Source organism: Acetobacterium sp. MES1, assembly GCF_002237635.1.
Lineage (GTDB): Bacteria > Bacillota > Clostridia > Eubacteriales > Eubacteriaceae > Acetobacterium > Acetobacterium wieringae.
The window spans coordinates 120,837-139,432 of sequence record NZ_MJUY01000057.1; the positions used below are offsets into that span (position 1 = coordinate 120,837).

General features: G+C 43.8%; 15 protein-coding genes. 2 read left to right on the plus strand and 13 right to left on the minus strand.

The annotated features are described in order from the left end of the window. On the plus strand, positions 1-1,173 hold the full coding sequence (locus tag BI182_RS15995; protein WP_148636581.1) for a pyridoxal phosphate-dependent aminotransferase: 1,173 nt from the start codon (positions 1-3) through the stop codon (positions 1,171-1,173). 36 nt (positions 1,174-1,209) lie between these two features. Here the strand turns inward: BI182_RS15995 and BI182_RS16000 are convergent, their stop codons facing one another. Both BI182_RS16000 and BI182_RS16005 read right to left on the minus strand, forming a co-directional pair. Further along, on the minus strand, positions 1,210-2,388 hold the full coding sequence (locus BI182_RS16000; protein WP_286809317.1) for a MalY/PatB family protein: 1,179 nt from the start codon (positions 2,386-2,388) through the stop codon (positions 1,210-1,212). Further along, complete coding sequence (locus BI182_RS16005) at positions 2,385-3,530, minus strand: trans-sulfuration enzyme family protein (protein ID WP_286809319.1); 1,146 nt, start codon at positions 3,528-3,530, stop codon at positions 2,385-2,387. The genes BI182_RS16000 and BI182_RS16005 overlap by 4 nt, the downstream gene beginning before the upstream one ends. Before the next feature lie 202 nt (positions 3,531-3,732). Between BI182_RS16005 and BI182_RS16010 the strand changes: the two genes are divergently transcribed. Then, a complete protein-coding gene (locus BI182_RS16010) occupies positions 3,733-5,601 on the plus strand; it encodes a ThiF family adenylyltransferase (RefSeq protein ID WP_286809321.1) in 1,869 nt (622 codons plus the stop codon). A gap of 216 nt (positions 5,602-5,817) precedes the next feature. Here BI182_RS16010 and BI182_RS16015 read toward each other — a convergent pair whose 3' ends face one another. From BI182_RS16015 to BI182_RS16065, 11 genes are all read right to left on the minus strand, one after another. Beyond that, entirely contained in the window at positions 5,818-6,729 is a 912-nt protein-coding gene (locus BI182_RS16015; protein ID WP_286809323.1) for a PLP-dependent cysteine synthase family protein, read from the minus strand. Position 6,730: 1 nt separating this feature from the next. Beyond that, on the minus strand, positions 6,731-7,891 hold the full coding sequence (locus BI182_RS16020; protein ID WP_286809325.1) for a trans-sulfuration enzyme family protein: 1,161 nt from the start codon (positions 7,889-7,891) through the stop codon (positions 6,731-6,733). A 20-nt stretch (positions 7,892-7,911) separates the two neighbouring features. Beyond that, complete coding sequence (locus BI182_RS16025; RefSeq protein WP_286809327.1) at positions 7,912-8,952, minus strand: uroporphyrinogen decarboxylase family protein; 1,041 nt, start codon at positions 8,950-8,952, stop codon at positions 7,912-7,914. Continuing rightward, positions 8,949-9,869 (minus strand): homoserine O-succinyltransferase, encoded by a 921-nt coding sequence (locus BI182_RS16030; RefSeq protein WP_148636351.1) that lies wholly within the window; start codon positions 9,867-9,869, stop codon positions 8,949-8,951. Before BI182_RS16030 ends, BI182_RS16025 begins: the two co-directional genes overlap by 4 nt. A 148-nt stretch (positions 9,870-10,017) precedes the next feature. Next, entirely contained in the window at positions 10,018-11,301 is a 1,284-nt protein-coding gene (locus BI182_RS16035) for an O-acetylhomoserine aminocarboxypropyltransferase/cysteine synthase family protein (RefSeq protein ID WP_228883109.1), read from the minus strand. Positions 11,302-11,933: 632 nt separating this feature from the next. Then, positions 11,934-13,619 carry an ASKHA domain-containing protein gene (locus BI182_RS16040; protein WP_286809331.1) on the minus strand — a complete coding sequence of 562 codons (1,686 nt, stop codon included), beginning with the start codon at positions 13,617-13,619 and terminating at the stop codon, positions 11,934-11,936. Positions 13,620-13,624: 5 nt separating this feature from the next. Continuing rightward, positions 13,625-14,647: a uroporphyrinogen decarboxylase family protein gene (locus BI182_RS16045; protein WP_286809333.1), complete on the minus strand. Its 1,023-nt coding sequence runs from the start codon at positions 14,645-14,647 to the stop codon at positions 13,625-13,627. Positions 14,648-14,698: 51 nt separating this feature from the next. After that, positions 14,699-15,370, minus strand: coding sequence for a DUF1638 domain-containing protein (locus BI182_RS16050; protein WP_286809335.1), 672 nt, complete (start codon positions 15,368-15,370; stop codon positions 14,699-14,701). A 1-nt stretch (position 15,371) separates the two neighbouring features. After that, entirely contained in the window at positions 15,372-16,322 is a 951-nt protein-coding gene (locus tag BI182_RS16055; protein ID WP_286809337.1) for a CobW family GTP-binding protein, read from the minus strand. 154 nt (positions 16,323-16,476) lie between these two features. Continuing rightward, positions 16,477-17,556: a uroporphyrinogen decarboxylase family protein gene (locus BI182_RS16060; protein ID WP_228883104.1), complete on the minus strand. Its 1,080-nt coding sequence runs from the start codon at positions 17,554-17,556 to the stop codon at positions 16,477-16,479. Between the two features lie 48 nt (positions 17,557-17,604). Further along, entirely contained in the window at positions 17,605-18,270 is a 666-nt protein-coding gene (locus BI182_RS16065; protein ID WP_070371987.1) for a cobalamin B12-binding domain-containing protein, read from the minus strand. Positions 18,271-18,596 lie beyond the last annotated feature (326 nt).

The following is an 18,596-nucleotide window of genomic DNA, read 5'->3' on the forward strand; positions in this document are numbered from 1 at the left end:
ATGAAACCACTGAGTAACCGAACTGCTGACTTTACCGATTCTGTAATCCGACGGATGACCCGTATTTCCAATCAGTATAATGCGGTCAACCTGTCCCAGGGATTTCCTGACTTTGATCCACCGAAACCAATTCTTGAGGCTCTGGAAAAAGCTTCCCGTCAGGGGCCTCATCAATATTCGATTACCTGCGGGGCGCAAAATTTCCGGGAAGCCCTGGCACAAAAACAGAGCCGGTTAATGGGCCGATCAATTAATCCGGAAACCGAAATTGTAGTGACCTGTGGCAGCACCGAGGCGATGATGGCCGCGATGATGACTGTCGCCAATCCTGGTGACAAGGTCATCGTTTTCTCGCCTTTTTATGAGAATTATGGAGCGGATACCATTTTATCCGGTGCTGTTCCGATCTATGTCCCCCTTCATCCACCTGCGTTTAACTTCAATACCGATGAATTGGAAGCCGCCTTTAAACAAGATCCCAAAGCGCTGATTCTGTGCAACCCTTCCAACCCCACCGGCAAGGTGTTTAACCGGGAGGAACTGACGATTATTGCTGATTTAGCTAAAAAATATGATACCTATGTAATTACCGATGAGGTTTATGAACACATTGTTTACGAACCCCATGAACACATTTATCTGGCTTCGCTACCGGGGATGTTTGAACGCACCATTTCCTGCAGTTCTTTATCAAAAACCTATTCCATCACCGGCTGGCGGTTAGGCTATATTATCGCTCCGGAACCGATTATTGATGTCGCTAAAAAGGTTCATGATTTCTTAACCGTCGGTGCCGCGGCACCGCTCCAGGAAGCCGCCACCGTTGGGCTGCAATTTGGTGATGACTATTATCTTGATTTGCGCAAACACTATACTGCCAAAAGGCAGCTCTTTTTAAACGGTCTTGATGATATCGGCCTTGGCTACAGTACACCCCAGGGTGCCTATTATGTGATGATTGATGTATCCCCCTATAAAGCCGATGATGATCTGGCTTTTTGCACCTGGTTAGCCGAACATGTCGGCGTTGGGGCCGTCCCCGGCTCTACTTTTTTCAGGGAAGATGTCAATCACCTGATCCGCCTGCATTTTGCCAAAAAAGAAGCAACCCTCTATGAGGCGCTGAACCGTTTGGCCGATCTTAAACAAAAATGGCAGAGACATTCTTTTTAGAAGTCTCTGCCTTTTTATTTCGCTATTTATTTGGCTTTACACGTCATTTTTGATGGCCTTTTCCAGCTGATTCAGGGCCTGCTCCAGAATCAACCGGGGTGCCGCCATATTGATACGCTGAAAGCCATCGCCACCGGCGCCAAACATCGTTCCGGCATCCAGCCAGAGTCCTGCCCGATTGATAATTAAATCTTCCAGTTCTTGATTGCTAAGGCCCAGTTCACTAAAATCCAGCCAGATCAGATAGGTTCCTTCTGGTTCAATCAGCTTTACCTGGGGCAGCCGCTCTGCCAGGTATGTTCTTATAAAGCTTAAGTTATCAAATAAATAAGCCTTTAATTCCTCCAGCCATTTCTGCCCCTTTGAATAGGCGGCCGCACAGGCGACAATGCCCATAATACTGATCTCATTATAACCGCCTTTATGCATTTCTTTTCTAAACTTTTTGCGGATCTCCCGGTTCTCGATGAAAATATTGGAAACCTGAAGCCCAGCCAGATTAAAAGTCTTGCTGGGGGCGGTGCAGGTAATCGTGTTACTTAAGTATTCCGGCTTTAAACTAGCAAAAACCAGATGTTTAAAGCCCGGGTAGACAAAATCCTGATGAATTTCATCAGCAATGACGATGACCCCATGTTTTAAACAGATATCGCCCAGGCGGGTCAGCTCTGCCTGGGTCCACACTCGCCCCACAGGGTTATGGGGATTGCAGAGTATAAATAACTTGACCTTATTCTCTAAGATCTTCTTTTCAAAGTCGTCAAAATTAATGCGATAGCGGCCTTCCTCATAAACTAACTGGTTCACCACCAGATTCCGCTCATTGATTGTGATCATTTCAGCAAAGGGATAATAAACCGGTTGCTGAATAATGATGCTGTCACCTTCTCTAGTCAACGCCCGGATGGCAGTGGCAATAGCGTAAACCACTCCGGGGGTGGTCACCAGCCAATCCGGCTGAATATTCCAGCCAAACCGGCTTTTAAACCATTCCTTCAAGATAAAGAAATAATCCTGGCCGCTTTCTGAATATCCAAAAATACCATGCTTGCTCTTTTCAACCAGAGCCTCGACAACCGGGGCTGGGGTCTTAAAATCCATATCAGCTACCCAGAGTGGCAAAAGCCCCTCCGGCATGCCACGCCGATAGGCAAAGTCATACTTGATGGAATTGGTATTATCCCGGGTGATAATTTCGTCAAAGTTATATTTCATTGGACAGCCTCCTTTAGGACCCGGTCAAGCTCATCGATCAGGTCATTTACACTTTCAATTCCAACCGATAAGCGCAGCAGGCGATTGTTAATCCCCTTGGCTTCCCGCTGCTCTTCTGGAATATCGCCGTGGGTCTGCAACATCGGATAGGTGATTAAGCTCTCCACTCCGCCCAGACTTTCAGCATACTGAATCAGTTTTACTCCTTCCAGAATATGGTGAGCCGTTTTTTCACTGTCCACTTCAAAAGAGATCATCCCGCCAAAACCCGTCGCCTGACGTTTCGAAATCTCATAGCTGGGATGGCTTTCAAGACCTACATAATGGACTGCCTTAATGCGTTCCTGTTGACATAGCCACCTGGCAATCACACCAGCATTTTGCTGTTGTCGATCCATCCGAATCGGTAAGGTCTTGATTCCCCGAATTAATAACCAGCTGTCAAAGGGTGCTAACCCTGCACCGGTCGTTTTAAAAATAAAGCGCAGCTTGTCAGCCAAGGTTTTATCCCGGGTGACTACAAAACCGGCAATGGTATCATTATGACCCCCTAAATATTTGGTGCCGCTATGAATAACAATGTCGGCACCTAATTTCAGCGGTTTCTGAAAATATGGAGTCAGAAAGGTGTTGTCAACCATTAACAGCAACTGATGTTTGCGGGCAATTTCGGCTACACCTGCCAGATCGGTGACCTGCATCATCGGGTTGGTCGGCGTTTCAATAAATAAAGCTCTGGTATTGGGTCTGATCAGCGGCTCTATTAACGAAAGATCGGTAGTGTCAACCAGATCAAAGCTGATTCCATTCTTAATCGAAATGTGATGAAAAAGCCGATGAGAACCACCGTAAAGATCGTCCGAGGCGATGATGTGATCCCCCGGGGAAAAAATTTCCATCACTGCGCTGATGGCTGCCATCCCCGATGAAAAAGCCATCGCATCAACGCCTTCTTCCATCCGGGTCAGGATATTTTCGAGATGCTCCCGGGTGGGGTTTTGTTGTCTGGTATAATCATAACCAGTACTCTCGCCAACCCCAGGATGGGCAAAGGTAGCTGTCTGAAAAATCGGGACACTGATGGCTCCGGTGTTATCGAATTTATTATTGTTACCATGGATGCATAATGTTTCAAAATCCATATCATTCTCCATTCTTATATCAATTCATAGTGATTAAGTATGTTTAGTCAATACTAACCGATTCGCCTATTAATGTCAAGGTGATTCGACATATCTATTCGATCACATCAATAATTTTTTCTTTTACTTAAGATCATTCAATTCAGTTGTATATCATATTAATTCCATAGTATAATTGTGATATATGCGTAGGAGGTATATCATGTACAACGAGATAGTACTCGATCATTTTTCCAATCCCCGTAATGTTGGCGATTTTGCCACGCCTGATGGCGTGGGACACGCCGGTAATCCGATCGATGGTGATAAAATTACAATTTATATAAAAGTTTCAGATCAGCGATTGACAGGAGTGCGTTTTAAAACCTTCGGTTGCGGTGCAGCCATTGCCGCCAGTAGCATGCTTACCGTAATGGCCAACGGAAAAACCCTTGCCGCAGCCCTTCAAATTACCAATGCCGATGTCGCGACTGCACTTGGCGGTTTGCCACCTGAAAAGCTACTGTGCTCGAACATCGCCGCCGATGCCCTCCATGATGCCATTCAAAACTATCAGCAGCAAGAAGCAGCAATCAAGAGGATCGAAGCGACTGATCAGGACGCTGCCCCCAACGGGAATCAGGCTCCAACCGAAGGATTAACCGACCCTGCCCAGATGAAGCGCTATCTGCGCCAGATCATTATGCCAGACATCGGTGGCGCTGGCCAAAAAAAACTGCTGACGACAAAAATACTGGTTTGTGCTCCTGATCTCAAGAGTGCTGACTTGCTGCTTCGTTACCTGGTTGCCATGGGCATTGGTCAGATCGACTGCTTTCTTGGTAACCCGGACAATTGGGAACCCGTTTGTGAAAACTTGCGGGATCTAAACCCGGATATCACCCTCCAGTTGGTTAAAACCGTCACGACGCCTGCTGATTTTAACCTGATCCAGGGAAACAACCGCTTTTGCCGCAAGCTGGCAGAATCGCTTCTCAGTGATTCTCTCACCAGAGCCTTTACACCGACCCTAGTTTCAGTTTGTGACGCCTGGCAGGGATGCTTCAACTATTGTCACGATCAGGCCGCCATGAAGCTATTTCTAGACGTCCTGCAAAAAAAGGGTTTTGCCGATCATCAAGCCATAACTCATGAATTAAATATGCTTGGATCTGATCTCTGTGCCGCCTTTTCAGGCACCCTGCTGCCAATCGAATTGGCTAAAGCCTGTCTGAATATTGGCGAGCAGCAGACAGCAGGCTTTTATTATGACTTGATCAGCCTAATTTTTGATAATCAGTTTACCACCAGTCAGACCCCTTGTCCGCCCACGGATTTATCACAAACGATTGATATGAACAAGCTTAGATCTGCCCGAGTTTTAACCGTCGGTGCCGGAGGCCTGGGATGTCCGGCCAATCTGGTTCTCGCCAAGGCTGGACTTGCTCACCTGAGCCTGATCGATTTTGACCAGGTTGAAATCAGTAATCTGAATCGCCAGATCCTCCATTCCAGTTCCCGAATCGGCCTGTTAAAAGTTGAATCGGCCCGGATCGCCCTTAAGTCAATTAATCCCAAGCTGAATATAACGCTTTATCCCGAAGCTCTCAGTACTGAAAATGCCCGGGCTTTAATTAGCCAGCATGATTTGGTCATTGACGGTCTGGATAATTTACCAACCCGTTATCTGCTCAATGATGCCTGTTATCTGGAAAATAAGCCGCTGATTGAAGCTGGTGCCTTGTCATATTACGGTCAGGTAACCGCCTTGATTCCTGATGACGGCCCTTGTTTTCGCTGTCTGTTTCCTCAAACTGATGGTCAGACTGCTGGCAGTTGCTCTGAAACCGGTGTGTTAGGCCCGGTGCCCGGGGTGATTGGGGTACTCCAGGCCGTTGAAGCCATAAAACAATTGCTTGGTCTCACTCCCAATTTAACCGGACGTCTTTTAATGATTGACACCCTGGCAACCTCATTTGATCTTTTTAGTTTTAAAAAAGATACAAGCTGTTCATTATGCGGTCAAGATCCGAGTATCCATGAACTTGGCTCCTTTTCATTTGTCTGCGAAGATGATCGCCTTGACAACTAAACACTTGATTTAAATACTTGATGTATTAAATTGCGACGCTGTTTTCAATAATTGTTTTTCACTAATTTTGAACAATTATCGATAAATCTTTGAACCGCAGCCATTGCGTCATTGATAAACAAATGATAAGATTAAAAAGCTTCGATTTGAATCATCTAACCGAAGCTTTTATAAATTAAATCGAAGGATAAAATAGCTTTATTTTATCTTTACTCCCTATTCATACAAATTCTTACTGAAATAACGGTCGCCACGATCAGGAAAGATCACAACAATATTGCCTTGCTCAATTTTTTCTGTCAGTTTGAGTGCCCCGTAGAGTGCTGCTCCAGATGAAGTTCCGGCAATAATGCCCTCTTTTTTTGCCAGTAATCGCACCAAATCGAAGGCGGTTCGATCATCCACTTTGATAACCTCGTCAACCAGGGTCATATCCATTGTGTTGGCAATAAAGTCGTTGCCTATCCCTTCAATATCATAGCAACCGGCTGTCCCGCCGCCCATGATTGAACCGTAGGGATCTGCTAAAATCCCTTTGATGTTGGGATTTTTTTCTTTCAAATAACGCACCACCCCGGAATAGGTGCCGCCACTGCCAGCACCAGCCACCAGATAATCAATGTTTCCGTCGAGATCATTAAAAATTTCCGGCCCCGTGGTGTCGTAATGAATACCTGGATTCGATGGGTTTTCAAACTGTTGTAGTGAAATGGCATCGGGAATTGACTTCAATAACTCCCGGGCCTTATTCGTAGCTCCTTGCATTCCCAGTTCACGGGGCGTGTTCACAATTTCTCCACCATAGGCCCGCATCAGCGTCTGTTTTTCCACTGAAAATTTAGTTGGCACCACAAAGATTACCCGATAACCCCGATTGATGGCGGCCAGGGCCACGCCGAGACCCGTGTTACCGGCAGTGCCTTCAATGATTGTGCCGCCTGGTTTAAGCAACCCTTTGTTTTCGGCATCTTCAATCATCGCTACCCCAATCCGATCCTTGACGCTGCCGCCAGGATTCCAGAGTTCCAGTTTGGCAAAAATATTCACCCCTTTTTTGACCTGAAACTGGTTAAGCTTCACCATTGGCGTATTGCCAATCAATTCTCTGATATCATTATAATACGCCATCTTATGCCTCTAAACTTTTAGCAAATGCCTGTTCCAAATCCGCTAAAATATCTTGTTTATCCTCAATTCCAACCGAGATGCGGATCAAATTTTCAACAATACCAACTTTTTGCCGGATTTCATAGGGAATCGATGCATGGGTCATACTGGAAGGATGGCAAACCAGGGATTCAACGCCGCCCAGACTTTCGGCCAGGGTTATTAATGTCAGCGACTCCACAAATTTATTGATATTATACTTTTCATCCAACTCAAAGGAGAGCATCCCACCTGGTCCGTCAGCCTGTTTTTTATTGATCGCATACCCCTGACCATCCGGTAAGCCGGGATAGTAAATGGCCTTAACCCCAGGCGTTTTTTGTAACGCCTCGGCAATGAATGTAGCATTCTCAATATGTCGATCCATTCGCACACCCAAAGTTTTAATCCCCCGTATCAACAAAAACGAATCAAAGGGCTGCAATACCCCGCCAGTGGCATTTTGAATAAACCAAAGCCGTTCTGCCAGGGCTTCGTCATTGACAACCGCCAGACCGGCAATTAAGTCACTATGACCACCCAGGTATTTTGTCGCACTATGAACAACAATATCAACCCCTAAGGCAATCGGTCTTTGAAGATAGGGAGTCATAAAGGTATTGTCGACAATACTTAAAACGCCATGCTTTCTGGCAATCTCTGCTACCGCCGCAATATCGGTAATGGTAAGGAGTGGATTGGCCGGACTTTCGATAAAAATTGCTTTAACGTCTTCGGTCAAACTGTCTTCAAGCAGCTTAAGATCGGCTGTTTCTACAATTTCATAGGTTAATCCAAAGTTATTAAAGACCTTATCGAGCACCCGAAAGGTACCGCCATAGACATTACTGGAAATAATTACTTTGTCACCAGTTTTAAAAAGACTGAGTACCGCCGTGGTGGCTGCCATGCCAGACGCAAAGGCAAAGCCGTCGATTCCCCCCTCCAATTCGGCAATCAGAGCTTCCAGAGCCTCCCGGGTGGGATTACCCGATCGGGAATATTCGTAACCCCGATCTTTTCCCAGTCCATCCTGCTTATAGGTGGAGGTCTGAAAAATAGGCACATTTACGGCTCCGGTTTTTTCATCGCCATCAATACCGCCGTGGATCAACTGTGAATTTAAATTACTATACTTACTCATGCTTGTCTCCTTCAAACTTTTTAATATATTTCTGTCACATCAAAATGATGCGCCGTCTGAATCATTGTCTGAACATTTTCAAGTTTGGTTTGCGGTGCAATATCGCAACCCGGAATCAACACAAATCCTGTTGCTCCACCATCTCTGATGCAGCTTAGTGACTCTGCTTCAATTTCTGCCGGGGTTCCCTCCAGTAACACCCGGATTGGATCCAGCTGGCCGCCATAGGCCAGTTTCCCGGACAGTTTTTCGCTGGCTACGTTTAAATTGACCTTGTAGTCCATCGAAAATAAATTGGCTCCGGTCTCGGGAATTAAGTCAAGAACCTTGGTCGTATTGCCACAGATGTGCAGAGATCGGGTGCTGATTCGTTTGGTAATAGCCTGATTGGCCGACTTGATGCGGGGAAAAGATGCTTCTCTGAATAGCTTTGCTGAAATGACATCACCGGATGATAGCGGCTCAGCCTGATTGACCATTTCGACTCCGGCATCTATGAACAAATTCCAGTATTTTAACAGGAGTCTCTCCGTAAATTCCATGATATGGTTTAGTCCCGGTTTATCCTTTAAGGCTGTCTTCATCATATTATCCATCCCCAGCAGCTGCCCAGCCAGGGTAAATGCACCCCATTGACTGACTGCCACCAGGTACTCGTCACCAATTTCACCAACAACAATTCTGGCTGTTTCCAGCAGGTTAGCAATCTCCCGGGAATTCTCCAAATCCTCTAACCTTAACTGATCAACATCTTCGGGTCGGGTAACCAGGGGCTCATCGATCGTAGATGCTTCTCCCAGCAGATTAAAGGTGCATTTTCCCCCAAGAGCTTTGACAATCACATTGCTACAATCAGCAGCAACCCAAACTACATCTGAGCCAACTTTTTTGTTGTCATCAATAATCGTCTGGGCAATTTTTTGCGGTTGTCCGATCATCACATCCTGAAGGGTCAAACCATTGCGATAATCTGTCCAAACCCCGCTCGAAAGGATCATAGCAGGAAGCCGCGGGGTCTTCTTAAGGGCTATCCCTGCAAGTATTATCTCTTTATGTGTCAAAAACTCAACTCCTTTAAATGATAGGGTGTTTGCTGATAAACGTAATAATTCAGCCAATTGGCAAACAATAGGGTAGCATGGCTACTCCAGGTCGTCTGATCCGATATCCCCAATTCGCCTTTCAGCTGATAATTTTTTGGTACATCTGGTTTTAAACCCTGTAAATAATCCCGTATGTATTCATTTTTTAAAGTTACCCGATCATACTCACAGTGACCGGTAACAAACAATTGCCGATTCGTAATATCGGAAATCAAATAGACACCTGCTTCCGCCGATTCAGCCAGTATTTCCAACTGTGGTATAGCCCGCACATCTTCCCGGGCGATCGCTGTATAATGGGAATGCGGAGCATAAAAGAAATCATCAAATCCCCTGACAATGGGATGTCGACGATTATTTACATCATGCGCATAAACTCCGGAAATCTTAGCCGACGGGACAGACTTTTTGATACCATAATGATAATAGAGTGCCGCCTGAGCCCCCCAGCAAATATAGAGTGAAGAAAAAACATGCGTTTTAGCCCATTCCAACACGTCACACAACTCCTGCCAGTAAGCAACCGCTTCGAACTCTTGTTTTTCAACCGGTGCCCCTGTAATTATGATACCGTCGTAGTGGTTATTTTTTATTTCTTCAAAACTGTGATAAAACTGTTTAAAATGATCTACAGTTTTATCGCCAGTCATCTGGTCAGAAATTTTTAAGAATTCGACATTCAACTGGAGTGCGGTGTTGCTGAGCAAACGAAGCAGTTGAGTTTCGGTTGCAATCACTGTTGGCATGAGGTTGACAATCAATAGATTAAGCACCCGAATATCCTGATGCGTCGCCCGTTTATCAGTCATGATAAAAATATCTTCCCTGGCAAGGGTCTCAATGGCCGGTAAACCTTCTTTTACACAAATTGGCATAGTGACACCTCAATTCATTTATCGTTAAGGATTCTTTGTAAATATTTGAAAATCTAATCAGCCCGAAAAGAAAACATCTGCTGCCTTGTCAATAACAGCAGATGTCCATTCTTACAGTTATAAAATCAATTTTATTGAAGAGGAATTATTATTGCAGCGCTTTTTCCAAAGCCTGTTCAATATCGTAAATCAAATCATCAACATCCTCAACACCAATAGATAGACGGATCACATCCGGAGCAAACCCAACCGCTGCCTGTTCTTCAGGACTTAACTGTTGATGGGTAGTCGAAGCTGGATGAATAACCAGGGATTTTGCATCGGCAACATTGGCCAATAGCGAGAAGATTTCCAGACTGTCAATGAACTTTTTGGCTTGATCAATCGTACCATCAATGGAAAATGTAAAGATGGAACCGGCTCCCAATGGCAGATATTTTTGACCCAGCTCGTAATACTTATTTGATTTGAGTCCAGGATAATTTACTCTTTTGACCTTGGGATGATCTTCTAGGAACTCCACTATTTTTTTGGTATTACCAACATGCTTTTGCACTCTTAAGGATAAAGACTCCAGCCCCTGTAAAAACAGGAAGGAATTAAATGGCGATAATGAAGCTCCGGTATCTCTCAACAATTGAGCGCGAATCTTAACTGCATAGGCAATCGGGCCCAAATCTGCAAATTTGATACCATTGTAGCTTTTGTCCGGTGTTGTGAAATCCGGGAATTTTCCACTGGTCCAGTCAAAGTTGCCGCCATCAACAATAATTCCACCGATGGATGTTCCATGACCGCCAATAAATTTGGTCGCTGAATGAACGACGACGTTGGCACCGTGTTCCAGTGGTTTAAATAAATATGGGGTAGCAAAGGTATTATCAACGATTAAAGGAATTTTATTTTCAGCTGCGATCTTGCCAACTGCATCAAAATCGATAACGTTAATACCAGGATTTCCGAGGGTTTCAATAAACAATGCTTTGGTTTTATCAGTGATGGCTTTTCTGAAATTTTCCGGATCATCCGGATCGACAAAGATTGTATTGATACCGAATTTAGGTAGTGTTTCAGCAAAAAGATGATAGGTTCCGCCGTAAAGAGTACTGGCTGAGACTATTTCGTCTCCAGCACTGGCAATATTTTGAATGGCATAGGTAATCGCCGCGGCCCCAGAAGCTGTTGCCAGTCCGGCTGAACCACCCTCTAATGCGGCAACCCGTTGTTCAAATGCATCAGTAGTCGGGTTAGTTAAACGACTGTAGATATTACCAGCATCCGTTAATGCAAAGCGACCTTCTGCCTGGGCCGTGTCTTTAAATACATATGAAGTTGTCTGATAAATAGGAACAGCTCTTGCTCCGGTTACTGGGTCTGGGGTCTGTCCTGCATGGACCTGTAATGTATCGAATCCTAATTTTCTTTCGCTCACGTTTGTCAACCTCTTATTTCTTTCTAAATTATCTTTATTTTGATCTGTTAAATTCTTTTGTTGGTCATTTTTTTCATTGTTTTTGAATATTCTTTTGAAAAAACTCTTTTTTGACTTACTCAATGATGCAGCTCCTTTCTTAAGAAATATTCAAATGCCATTAAATGGAATGACAAATGCAATATCTCATCATGCTAACAATAGTCCCGAAATTCCGTTCTACTGCAACACATGCAAAAGTGTCTCTCATCTAAAGTGCATAATTCATTGTTCAACATATTGCTTTGCCTCCCAAAAAATAATATTACATATATATCCTATATGTTTGATATGATTCAAGCATAACGTAATTTTTGATGTTTGTCAATCAGTTTTTTAGTTTTCTAGCAAATAATTCTGATCGGTTTGATCGATAATCATTTGATCATGGCTGCTGACCAAAGCGCTTCGACTTCTGCAGACCTCATTTTTTAATATCCGGATAATCCAAATTCTTCCATCAGTCGTATCGTCCGGAGGAGTAACTCAAAATCCCTTGCGGTTTTAATAGTAAAAAACTGTTTCCATGCACAATCCACTTGTCAGTTGAACCTTGGAAACAGTTTTTTCTGTATTCATTAATTTACTTGAGCTCAGGCACTCTTCTTGTCGAAAGACAGGCAGTCAACAAAAATCCGATCAAAATTTTCGCCATTGGACAATTCAATGACATCAATCTCGGTAACCAGGCTTTCCATCTCATCGCGATATTTCTGATTGAGTAAAAAAGCCAGTCCTCCGGATTTTGACGTGTTGCCGACAAAGTCAATTTTGCCTTCAAATTCTTTTGGTAGCAGTCCGATATTTATCAGGCTCTTAGCCCGCAGATGAAAGCCAAACGAACCAGCAATTTGAATCTCGTCAACATCTTCGGGTCGCAGTTGCTTTGCATCCATTAAAAACTCAATACCTGCTCGCACTGCGCCCTTAGCCAGCTGTACCTGCCGGATATCTTTTTGTGTAAGGTATACCCCACTGGCAACCTCAAAGGCTATTTTCCCATCGATTTTCACCAGTCTGTTTCTGAGGCTCTGTTTCAAGTCGGCGTTATCCGGAGATGCCAGTCTGCCCCGTTTGTCGATCACCTTATGGACCACCAGTTCGCCCACAATATCCAACAGACCGCTACCACAAATACCAATGGCTACGCCATCTTCAATGGTTCGGATTTCAATCTCGCCATGATCATCAATTTCAAAATACTCAATTGCACCTTTTTCAGCCCGCATTCCATATGAAATATTCATTCCCTCAAATGCCGGTCCGGCGGCGGTTGAGGTCGCCGTTAATGCGCCATGATCAGACAAGACCATTTCACCATTGGTTCCGATATCGACAAATAAAGTAACCTGTTCTTTATCCTGAAGCCGGGTTGCCAAAACACCGGATGTGATATCTGGCCCCACAAAGGAAGAAATAATTGGCGGCAGATAAATTGATCCCAGTCTGGAAATATCCAGGAGATGTTCTTTGTAGCTTAAGCTGCTTCCCCCGGTAATGGCTGGAATATAGGGGTATTTACCCAATGAATAAGGATTCACGTTGGCAGCCAAATGTATCATACAGGTATTGCCACTGAAAATCACTTCATAAATATGCTCTTGTAAAACACCAGTGTGTCTGGCTGCTTTTTCAATCAGCTTGTTCAATTCCTTTATAATCATTGAGTACATCGCATCCAGCCCTTTTTCATCAGAGGCAAATTTAATCCGCGACAAAACATCCTGGGCATGCAGGCTTTGGGGATTTAGGGCTGAGACGGAGTGCAGTTCTTCACCAGTGTTAATATTGACCAGTGTTGCCACCAGCGTGGTCGTCCCGATGTCAACAACGACGCCATAATTCTGGGTCGTAGTGTCCCCGTCTTCTTCACCTAAAACCTTGCCACCGGCAGTTACAATCGTCTTTCCATTGCTGGTATATTCTTTTTTAATAAAACTATTGACGTCGATATCAAAGCTCTGACCGTGGTTTAATATTTGCAGGGTTTTATTACGATTTTTCGCAACGGCCTTAACATCAACATGACCGGTCACAGAAGTTTGACATGAAAGCACAAATCCCTGTTCTTTTTCCTCTTCTGACAATTGATGTTTTCCATATTCTTTCACATTTTTCATACTTGCTTCAGAAATTCTAACCTTACATTTTCCGCAAACCCCTTCGGAATTACAGGGCGATTCAATTACAATCCCCAGTTCTTGGGCCGCTGCTAAAATCGTCGTGCCTTTTTCCACCAGAATAGCTTTGTTCTCGCCGATAAAATTTACTTTTACCATAATCGTTACGCCCCCTTTACCCGATTCGTCATTGCGGTAATGTTTATCAGCGGTGTGGAGGTACTGAGTCCACAAGCTGGCGCAATAATATCAATGCCATCCAATTTAAGTTTTTCGGTTTGTCTGGCAACCTTTTCGGCTTCACCAAATTCCAGCAGATAGGTACTGAGGTTCCCCATGGTGGTTAATTCAGGATAGTCTTCTTTCAACTTTTTCAAGCTGATGGAGGAATCGGTGCTGATCGCATCGGACTTAATTGCCGGCACAAATTTTCTGACCGCATTCATTTTTCCGCAAATATGAACAATGACCGGAGTATTGGTTTCATGGATCGCATCGATGATCTTATTGAGATAACGTACCGCATATTCATCAAACATCCCCGGTCCCAGTATTTCTCCGGTAGCGGTGGGATCAGCAATGGTAATCACACTGGCGCCGCTCTCGACCATCAGCCTGGCCAGTTCGATAATATGATTGGTGGCATAATCAACCACCCGATGGGCTTCGGCAGGATTCTTTCTGAGTTCTTTTAAAAACGGAATCGGGTCAACCAGTGATGCAGCGGTACTGAGCGGCCCGGTGATACTGCCAAATACCGGTGTGTCCGAATATTCTTTTGACAACTGATAGGTTGCCTGAATAATCGCATTAACCCGTTTATTTTTGGCCATCGCGCCCAAGTCCTGATAAATGACATCTTTAACCGAAGGAAACACTTCTTTTTGGATTTTTGGTTCACAGGCCAGAGTCCCATAATTAATTTCACTGCCCAGTACCTCTGCTTCCACGGTCATGCAAAAAGGAATGCCAAAATTTTCAAAACCGGTGTTCTCCTGAACGTCATTGGCAATCTCTGCCATTAATTGACTATCGTGGTGGCCATCCGGTAAGGTGTGTCCAGTTTTATTCATTACATCAACGATGGCTGAATTCATCATCCCGCCGGGACAGATAACTGGTGCCCGATCAACAGATTCTTTATTTAAGGAACGGAGTATCCGTTCTTTTGGTGTTAAATCATTCATCTAAAATTCCTCATTTCTTATTATTTGCTGGCTTCGATAAGTTTTGAAGTATTACGCGCTTCTCGCATTTTTTGAAAAATCCGCTTCGGAAATTTCCTGCATTGGGAGCAGCGTTATGAAGTTATCTTCATCCCAGGGACCGGTTATAATTCTTTCAATAAAGCCGATTTCACCTTTAACCGTCAGATATTCCGCCTCAAACAGCTTTGCAATTTCCCGGGATTGCTCAATTACCGTATCCTTGGGTTCTGCTGATGTTTCAATAAACAGCACTTTTTTATAGCCATCATACATTTTTTCCAACATCCGTCTGGCTTTTTTTTCACCGAAACGGTCATAAATACGCTGATAATCCGAGAGAATACTTTTTTCAGTAATCATCCAACCATTGCTGAGATAAAAAGTTCCCATTTCTTTTTGAAAATCACAGGCTCTACAGATATCTGAGCACATAAAGATCGAAATACAGTCATGTACTCTGGGAATAATCAGTTCACTGGTTTTAGAAATTAAACCATTAGCGGCCCCACCACACAAACCGAAAGCCAGGATAATTTTCTGATAATTCTGGGACGCATCAATAAGCCGTTGGAGCTCAACCTTCAGTTTCTGGGGGTATAAATGAAAGTCCATCGAGACAAATTCAAAATCCCGATCCGGAATGGGCATCAGATTCTCTATTTCCGCCTGCATGACCTCACAGGCGATCACTTTGATATACATATCAGAAAACGGTGTCCAGAATAGCCTGATTCAGATCATGGCCAATTACGGTAATCCGCCCGATTTCATCAGGCTCCGATGCCCTGATTTCCAGGGCATTGGGGACAAAATCAAACTCCACCCAATTGACCCCATCAATCTGTACCTTGCCCTTTGACCGGACCACTTTTCCAAAAACCGCCTCATCCTTCAAACTTTCAAAGATACTTTTTAATTGAGTTACCGGAAATATCTTTGGCGTTTCGATGCCCCAGCTTGTAAATATATCATGATTATGATCGTCATCGTCGTGATCATGATCATCAAACTCCAGATCAAACGCACTTAAATCCTCATCCCGGGAAATTTGTTGTCCATCCGCTTCGGAAAGACCGAGCAGCTCAACGCCACTTAAGTCATCCCAGGGCGTGGTTACAATCGATGCGGTCTCATTGATCTCCCGTATTTTCGAAACAACCTTGCCTAACTCCTCATCATCCACGTTCTGGGTTCGACTTAAGAGAATGGTACTGGCGTGACTGATCTGGTCCCCATAAAACTCACTGAACAACTCGGTGAATTCCTCATACATGGTCACATCGACGGCGGCAATCACCAGATTGAGATGAATGTCATTATCCTCTTCAAGTTTCTTGACAATCTTGACGATTTCAGACAATTTACCGACTCCCGACGGTTCAATGATGATTCTTTCTGTTTCTTTCGATTTAATGATTTCTCGCAAAGTATTGGTAAAATCAATTACGGTAGAACAGCAGATACACCCGGCCTTGATTTCCTTTATTTCAATGTTGTATTTTTTTAGAAATGCCCCATCGATTGGAATTTCGCCAAACTCATTTTCAATCAGCGTTATTTTTTTAGAATACACGTTTTCATCGATCAGCTTCTTTATTAATGTGGTTTTACCGGCACCAAAAAAACCAGAAAAAATATCAATTTGTATTGTCATACGATCACTTTCCTATCTGTTAATCATTGAACTTGTCATTTATAAACACAATGACAACAATCCTTATTAAATTGTTGTCATTGATCACTTGGACTTAATTCATTTTTATTGCTATATTGAATTGTTCCGCTTCTGTACTTAATTTGTTTGAAAATTACTTTATCGACCAGCGCCCGTATCGTCTGGAAGCTTCCACCATTGCCGCAGCATTTAATAAATTACCATTGGGCGGGAACTCACAGCCAGAAGAAAGGATAAAGCCAGCATTGTGTTTTTTGAACAGATCCAGTTGTCTTTTAACATCTTCGAGCACCTCATCTGCAGTAAATACAAGACCGGTTTCGGCGGGATCGGAATATCCGATGGTGATAATCTTATCACCCCAGGTTTTGGCATGTTCTTCCCAATCTTTGGCACCATGGGCCGGATAGGCAACTGAGATCGCCACCGGATCAGACCACTTGATAACTTCTTCAAAATAAACACCGCCACCGCAATTGTGAATGGCCACTGCCGAACCGGCCGCCCGAATCGCATCGGCAAGGCGTTTTAGATAAGGGCCTTCAAATTTCTCCCAAGTTGTGTTTCTCAAAACAGTGCCTGAAGAATAAAGCGGATCGATGACGATAGAATGGGCCCCGGCTTCAATCTGAGCTTCGGCATATTCGATCAGTACATCGGTAATCACATCAACTGCTGCCAAAACCTCCTCAGGATGCTTGATCAAATCAACAAACAATTCTTTATGACCTCTAATCTGAGATAAAACGCCCAGTGGACCATAGACAAATCCGAAAATAGCGACTTCATTGCCTTTAGCAGCCGATAGACCCTTGACCGTATCAATGACCTGCTTCATCCGAGTCGTTTCCCGGGGATTTATTTTTCCGATTTTTTCATATTCCCCGGGAGTCTTAATAAATTGGTTGTTAAAATCAGGATAGGCGGTGCTGAATTTTGGATAAATAATTTCCTGACCAAAGTCTGCCGCTTCCACTGAGAGGTCAACCAGTAACAAAAAGGCATCCTGACCAATCAGTTCCTGTGCTGCCAGTAAACTTTGGGTGGCAATTTCAGCGTCCTGAGACCATTTATCATAGCGGGAACCGGTCACCCGATAAGAGGCTCCGCAAACCAGGGGAATCGCCGGGATTCGATCGACTTCTTTTCGTTGCAGGGTCAGCACGACCCGTTCCAGAGACGATAATTCTTCATTTCTTTGTATTAATGACATCGATGATTTCCTCCATTTAATTGTCTTGCAAATTTACTTGAGTACGCTTTAGAGCTCATTGCCATAAGCGGCGGCAATATTATTTGCCAACTTCACGGCCTCTGCCGCATTTTCTGCGTAGCCGTCGGCGCCAATTTTATCTGCATAAGACTGGGAAACCGGCCCACCACCAATTAATACTTTATAATCTTCTCTGATTTTCTGCTCTTTAAGAATTTCAACAACTTCACTCATTCCTTCCATGGTTGTAGTCATCAGCGTTGAGATGAATATAAACTCGGCATTCTCTTCTTTCGCCCGTTCCACAAAGGTATCCGGGGCAATATCACGTCCGAGATCAATCACATCATAACCACCTGTTTCAAGCATAATCTTTACCAGGTTTTTACCAATATCATGGGTATCCCCTTCAATTACCCCAATGACAGCTTTTCTTTTCGTTTCGTGTGAATTGACCTTGATATGAGGCTTTAATAAATTTAGCCCGGCATACATAGCATCTGAGCACATCAGTAATTCCGGTACAAAATACTCTTCTTCATCAAATAACTTCCCAGCCTGGTTCATGCCAACCGTCAAGCCATTAACAATCGCTTCATACGCATCCACGCCCTCGGCAATCACCTTGTTACTGAGTTCAATGGTTAGATCCTCATCCATATCCACAATTGAAGCTGCCAGTTTATCAAATAATTCCTGTTTGTTTAATGACATTTACTAATCTCCTCCCTGTTAACATATATCTCCTATATGTTTGGTAGGATTATTATATGTGATGCTTTTGTATTTGTCAATACGTTTTTATACTATTCTGATATGAGTTTGTGTATTAAAAAAAGACAGGATTGAAAGCGTGCTATGCTTCAAATCCTGCCATTTTTAATTCATCGGTAAATCGCTTGAAACCGACTGATCTCTTCGATTTTTCTTTTTTTAAACTTAACTATAGTCGACTAAATCAGATAAAATATTCACAATTACCTTTTTCATGGTAACGTCTGACCAGTTCTGCCAGGGTAATATTATCGACTACCTGATCA

What these genes read in the sequence shown, in the direction of transcription:
- BI182_RS15995 (WP_148636581.1), top strand. Translation starts at nt 1, where the DNA reads ATGAAACCACTGAGTAACCGAACTGCTGACTTTACCGATTCTGTAATC.
- BI182_RS16000 (WP_286809317.1), bottom strand. Translation starts at nt 2,388, where the DNA reads ATGAAATATAACTTTGACGAAATTATCACCCGGGATAATACCAATTCC.
- BI182_RS16005 (WP_286809319.1), bottom strand. Translation starts at nt 3,530, where the DNA reads ATGGATTTTGAAACATTATGCATCCATGGTAACAATAATAAATTCGAT.
- BI182_RS16010 (WP_286809321.1), top strand. Translation starts at nt 3,733, where the DNA reads ATGTACAACGAGATAGTACTCGATCATTTTTCCAATCCCCGTAATGTT.
- BI182_RS16015 (WP_286809323.1), bottom strand. Translation starts at nt 6,729, where the DNA reads ATGGCGTATTATAATGATATCAGAGAATTGATTGGCAATACGCCAATG.
- BI182_RS16020 (WP_286809325.1), bottom strand. Translation starts at nt 7,891, where the DNA reads ATGAGTAAGTATAGTAATTTAAATTCACAGTTGATCCACGGCGGTATT.
- BI182_RS16030 (WP_148636351.1), bottom strand. Translation starts at nt 9,869, where the DNA reads ATGCCAATTTGTGTAAAAGAAGGTTTACCGGCCATTGAGACCCTTGCC.
- BI182_RS16040 (WP_286809331.1), bottom strand. Translation starts at nt 13,619, where the DNA reads ATGGTAAAAGTAAATTTTATCGGCGAGAACAAAGCTATTCTGGTGGAA.
- BI182_RS16045 (WP_286809333.1), bottom strand. Translation starts at nt 14,647, where the DNA reads ATGAATGATTTAACACCAAAAGAACGGATACTCCGTTCCTTAAATAAA.
- BI182_RS16050 (WP_286809335.1), bottom strand. Translation starts at nt 15,370, where the DNA reads ATGTATATCAAAGTGATCGCCTGTGAGGTCATGCAGGCGGAAATAGAG.
- BI182_RS16055 (WP_286809337.1), bottom strand. Translation starts at nt 16,322, where the DNA reads ATGACAATACAAATTGATATTTTTTCTGGTTTTTTTGGTGCCGGTAAA.
- BI182_RS16060 (WP_228883104.1), bottom strand. Translation starts at nt 17,556, where the DNA reads ATGTCATTAATACAAAGAAATGAAGAATTATCGTCTCTGGAACGGGTC.
- BI182_RS16065 (WP_070371987.1), bottom strand. Translation starts at nt 18,270, where the DNA reads ATGTCATTAAACAAACAGGAATTATTTGATAAACTGGCAGCTTCAATT.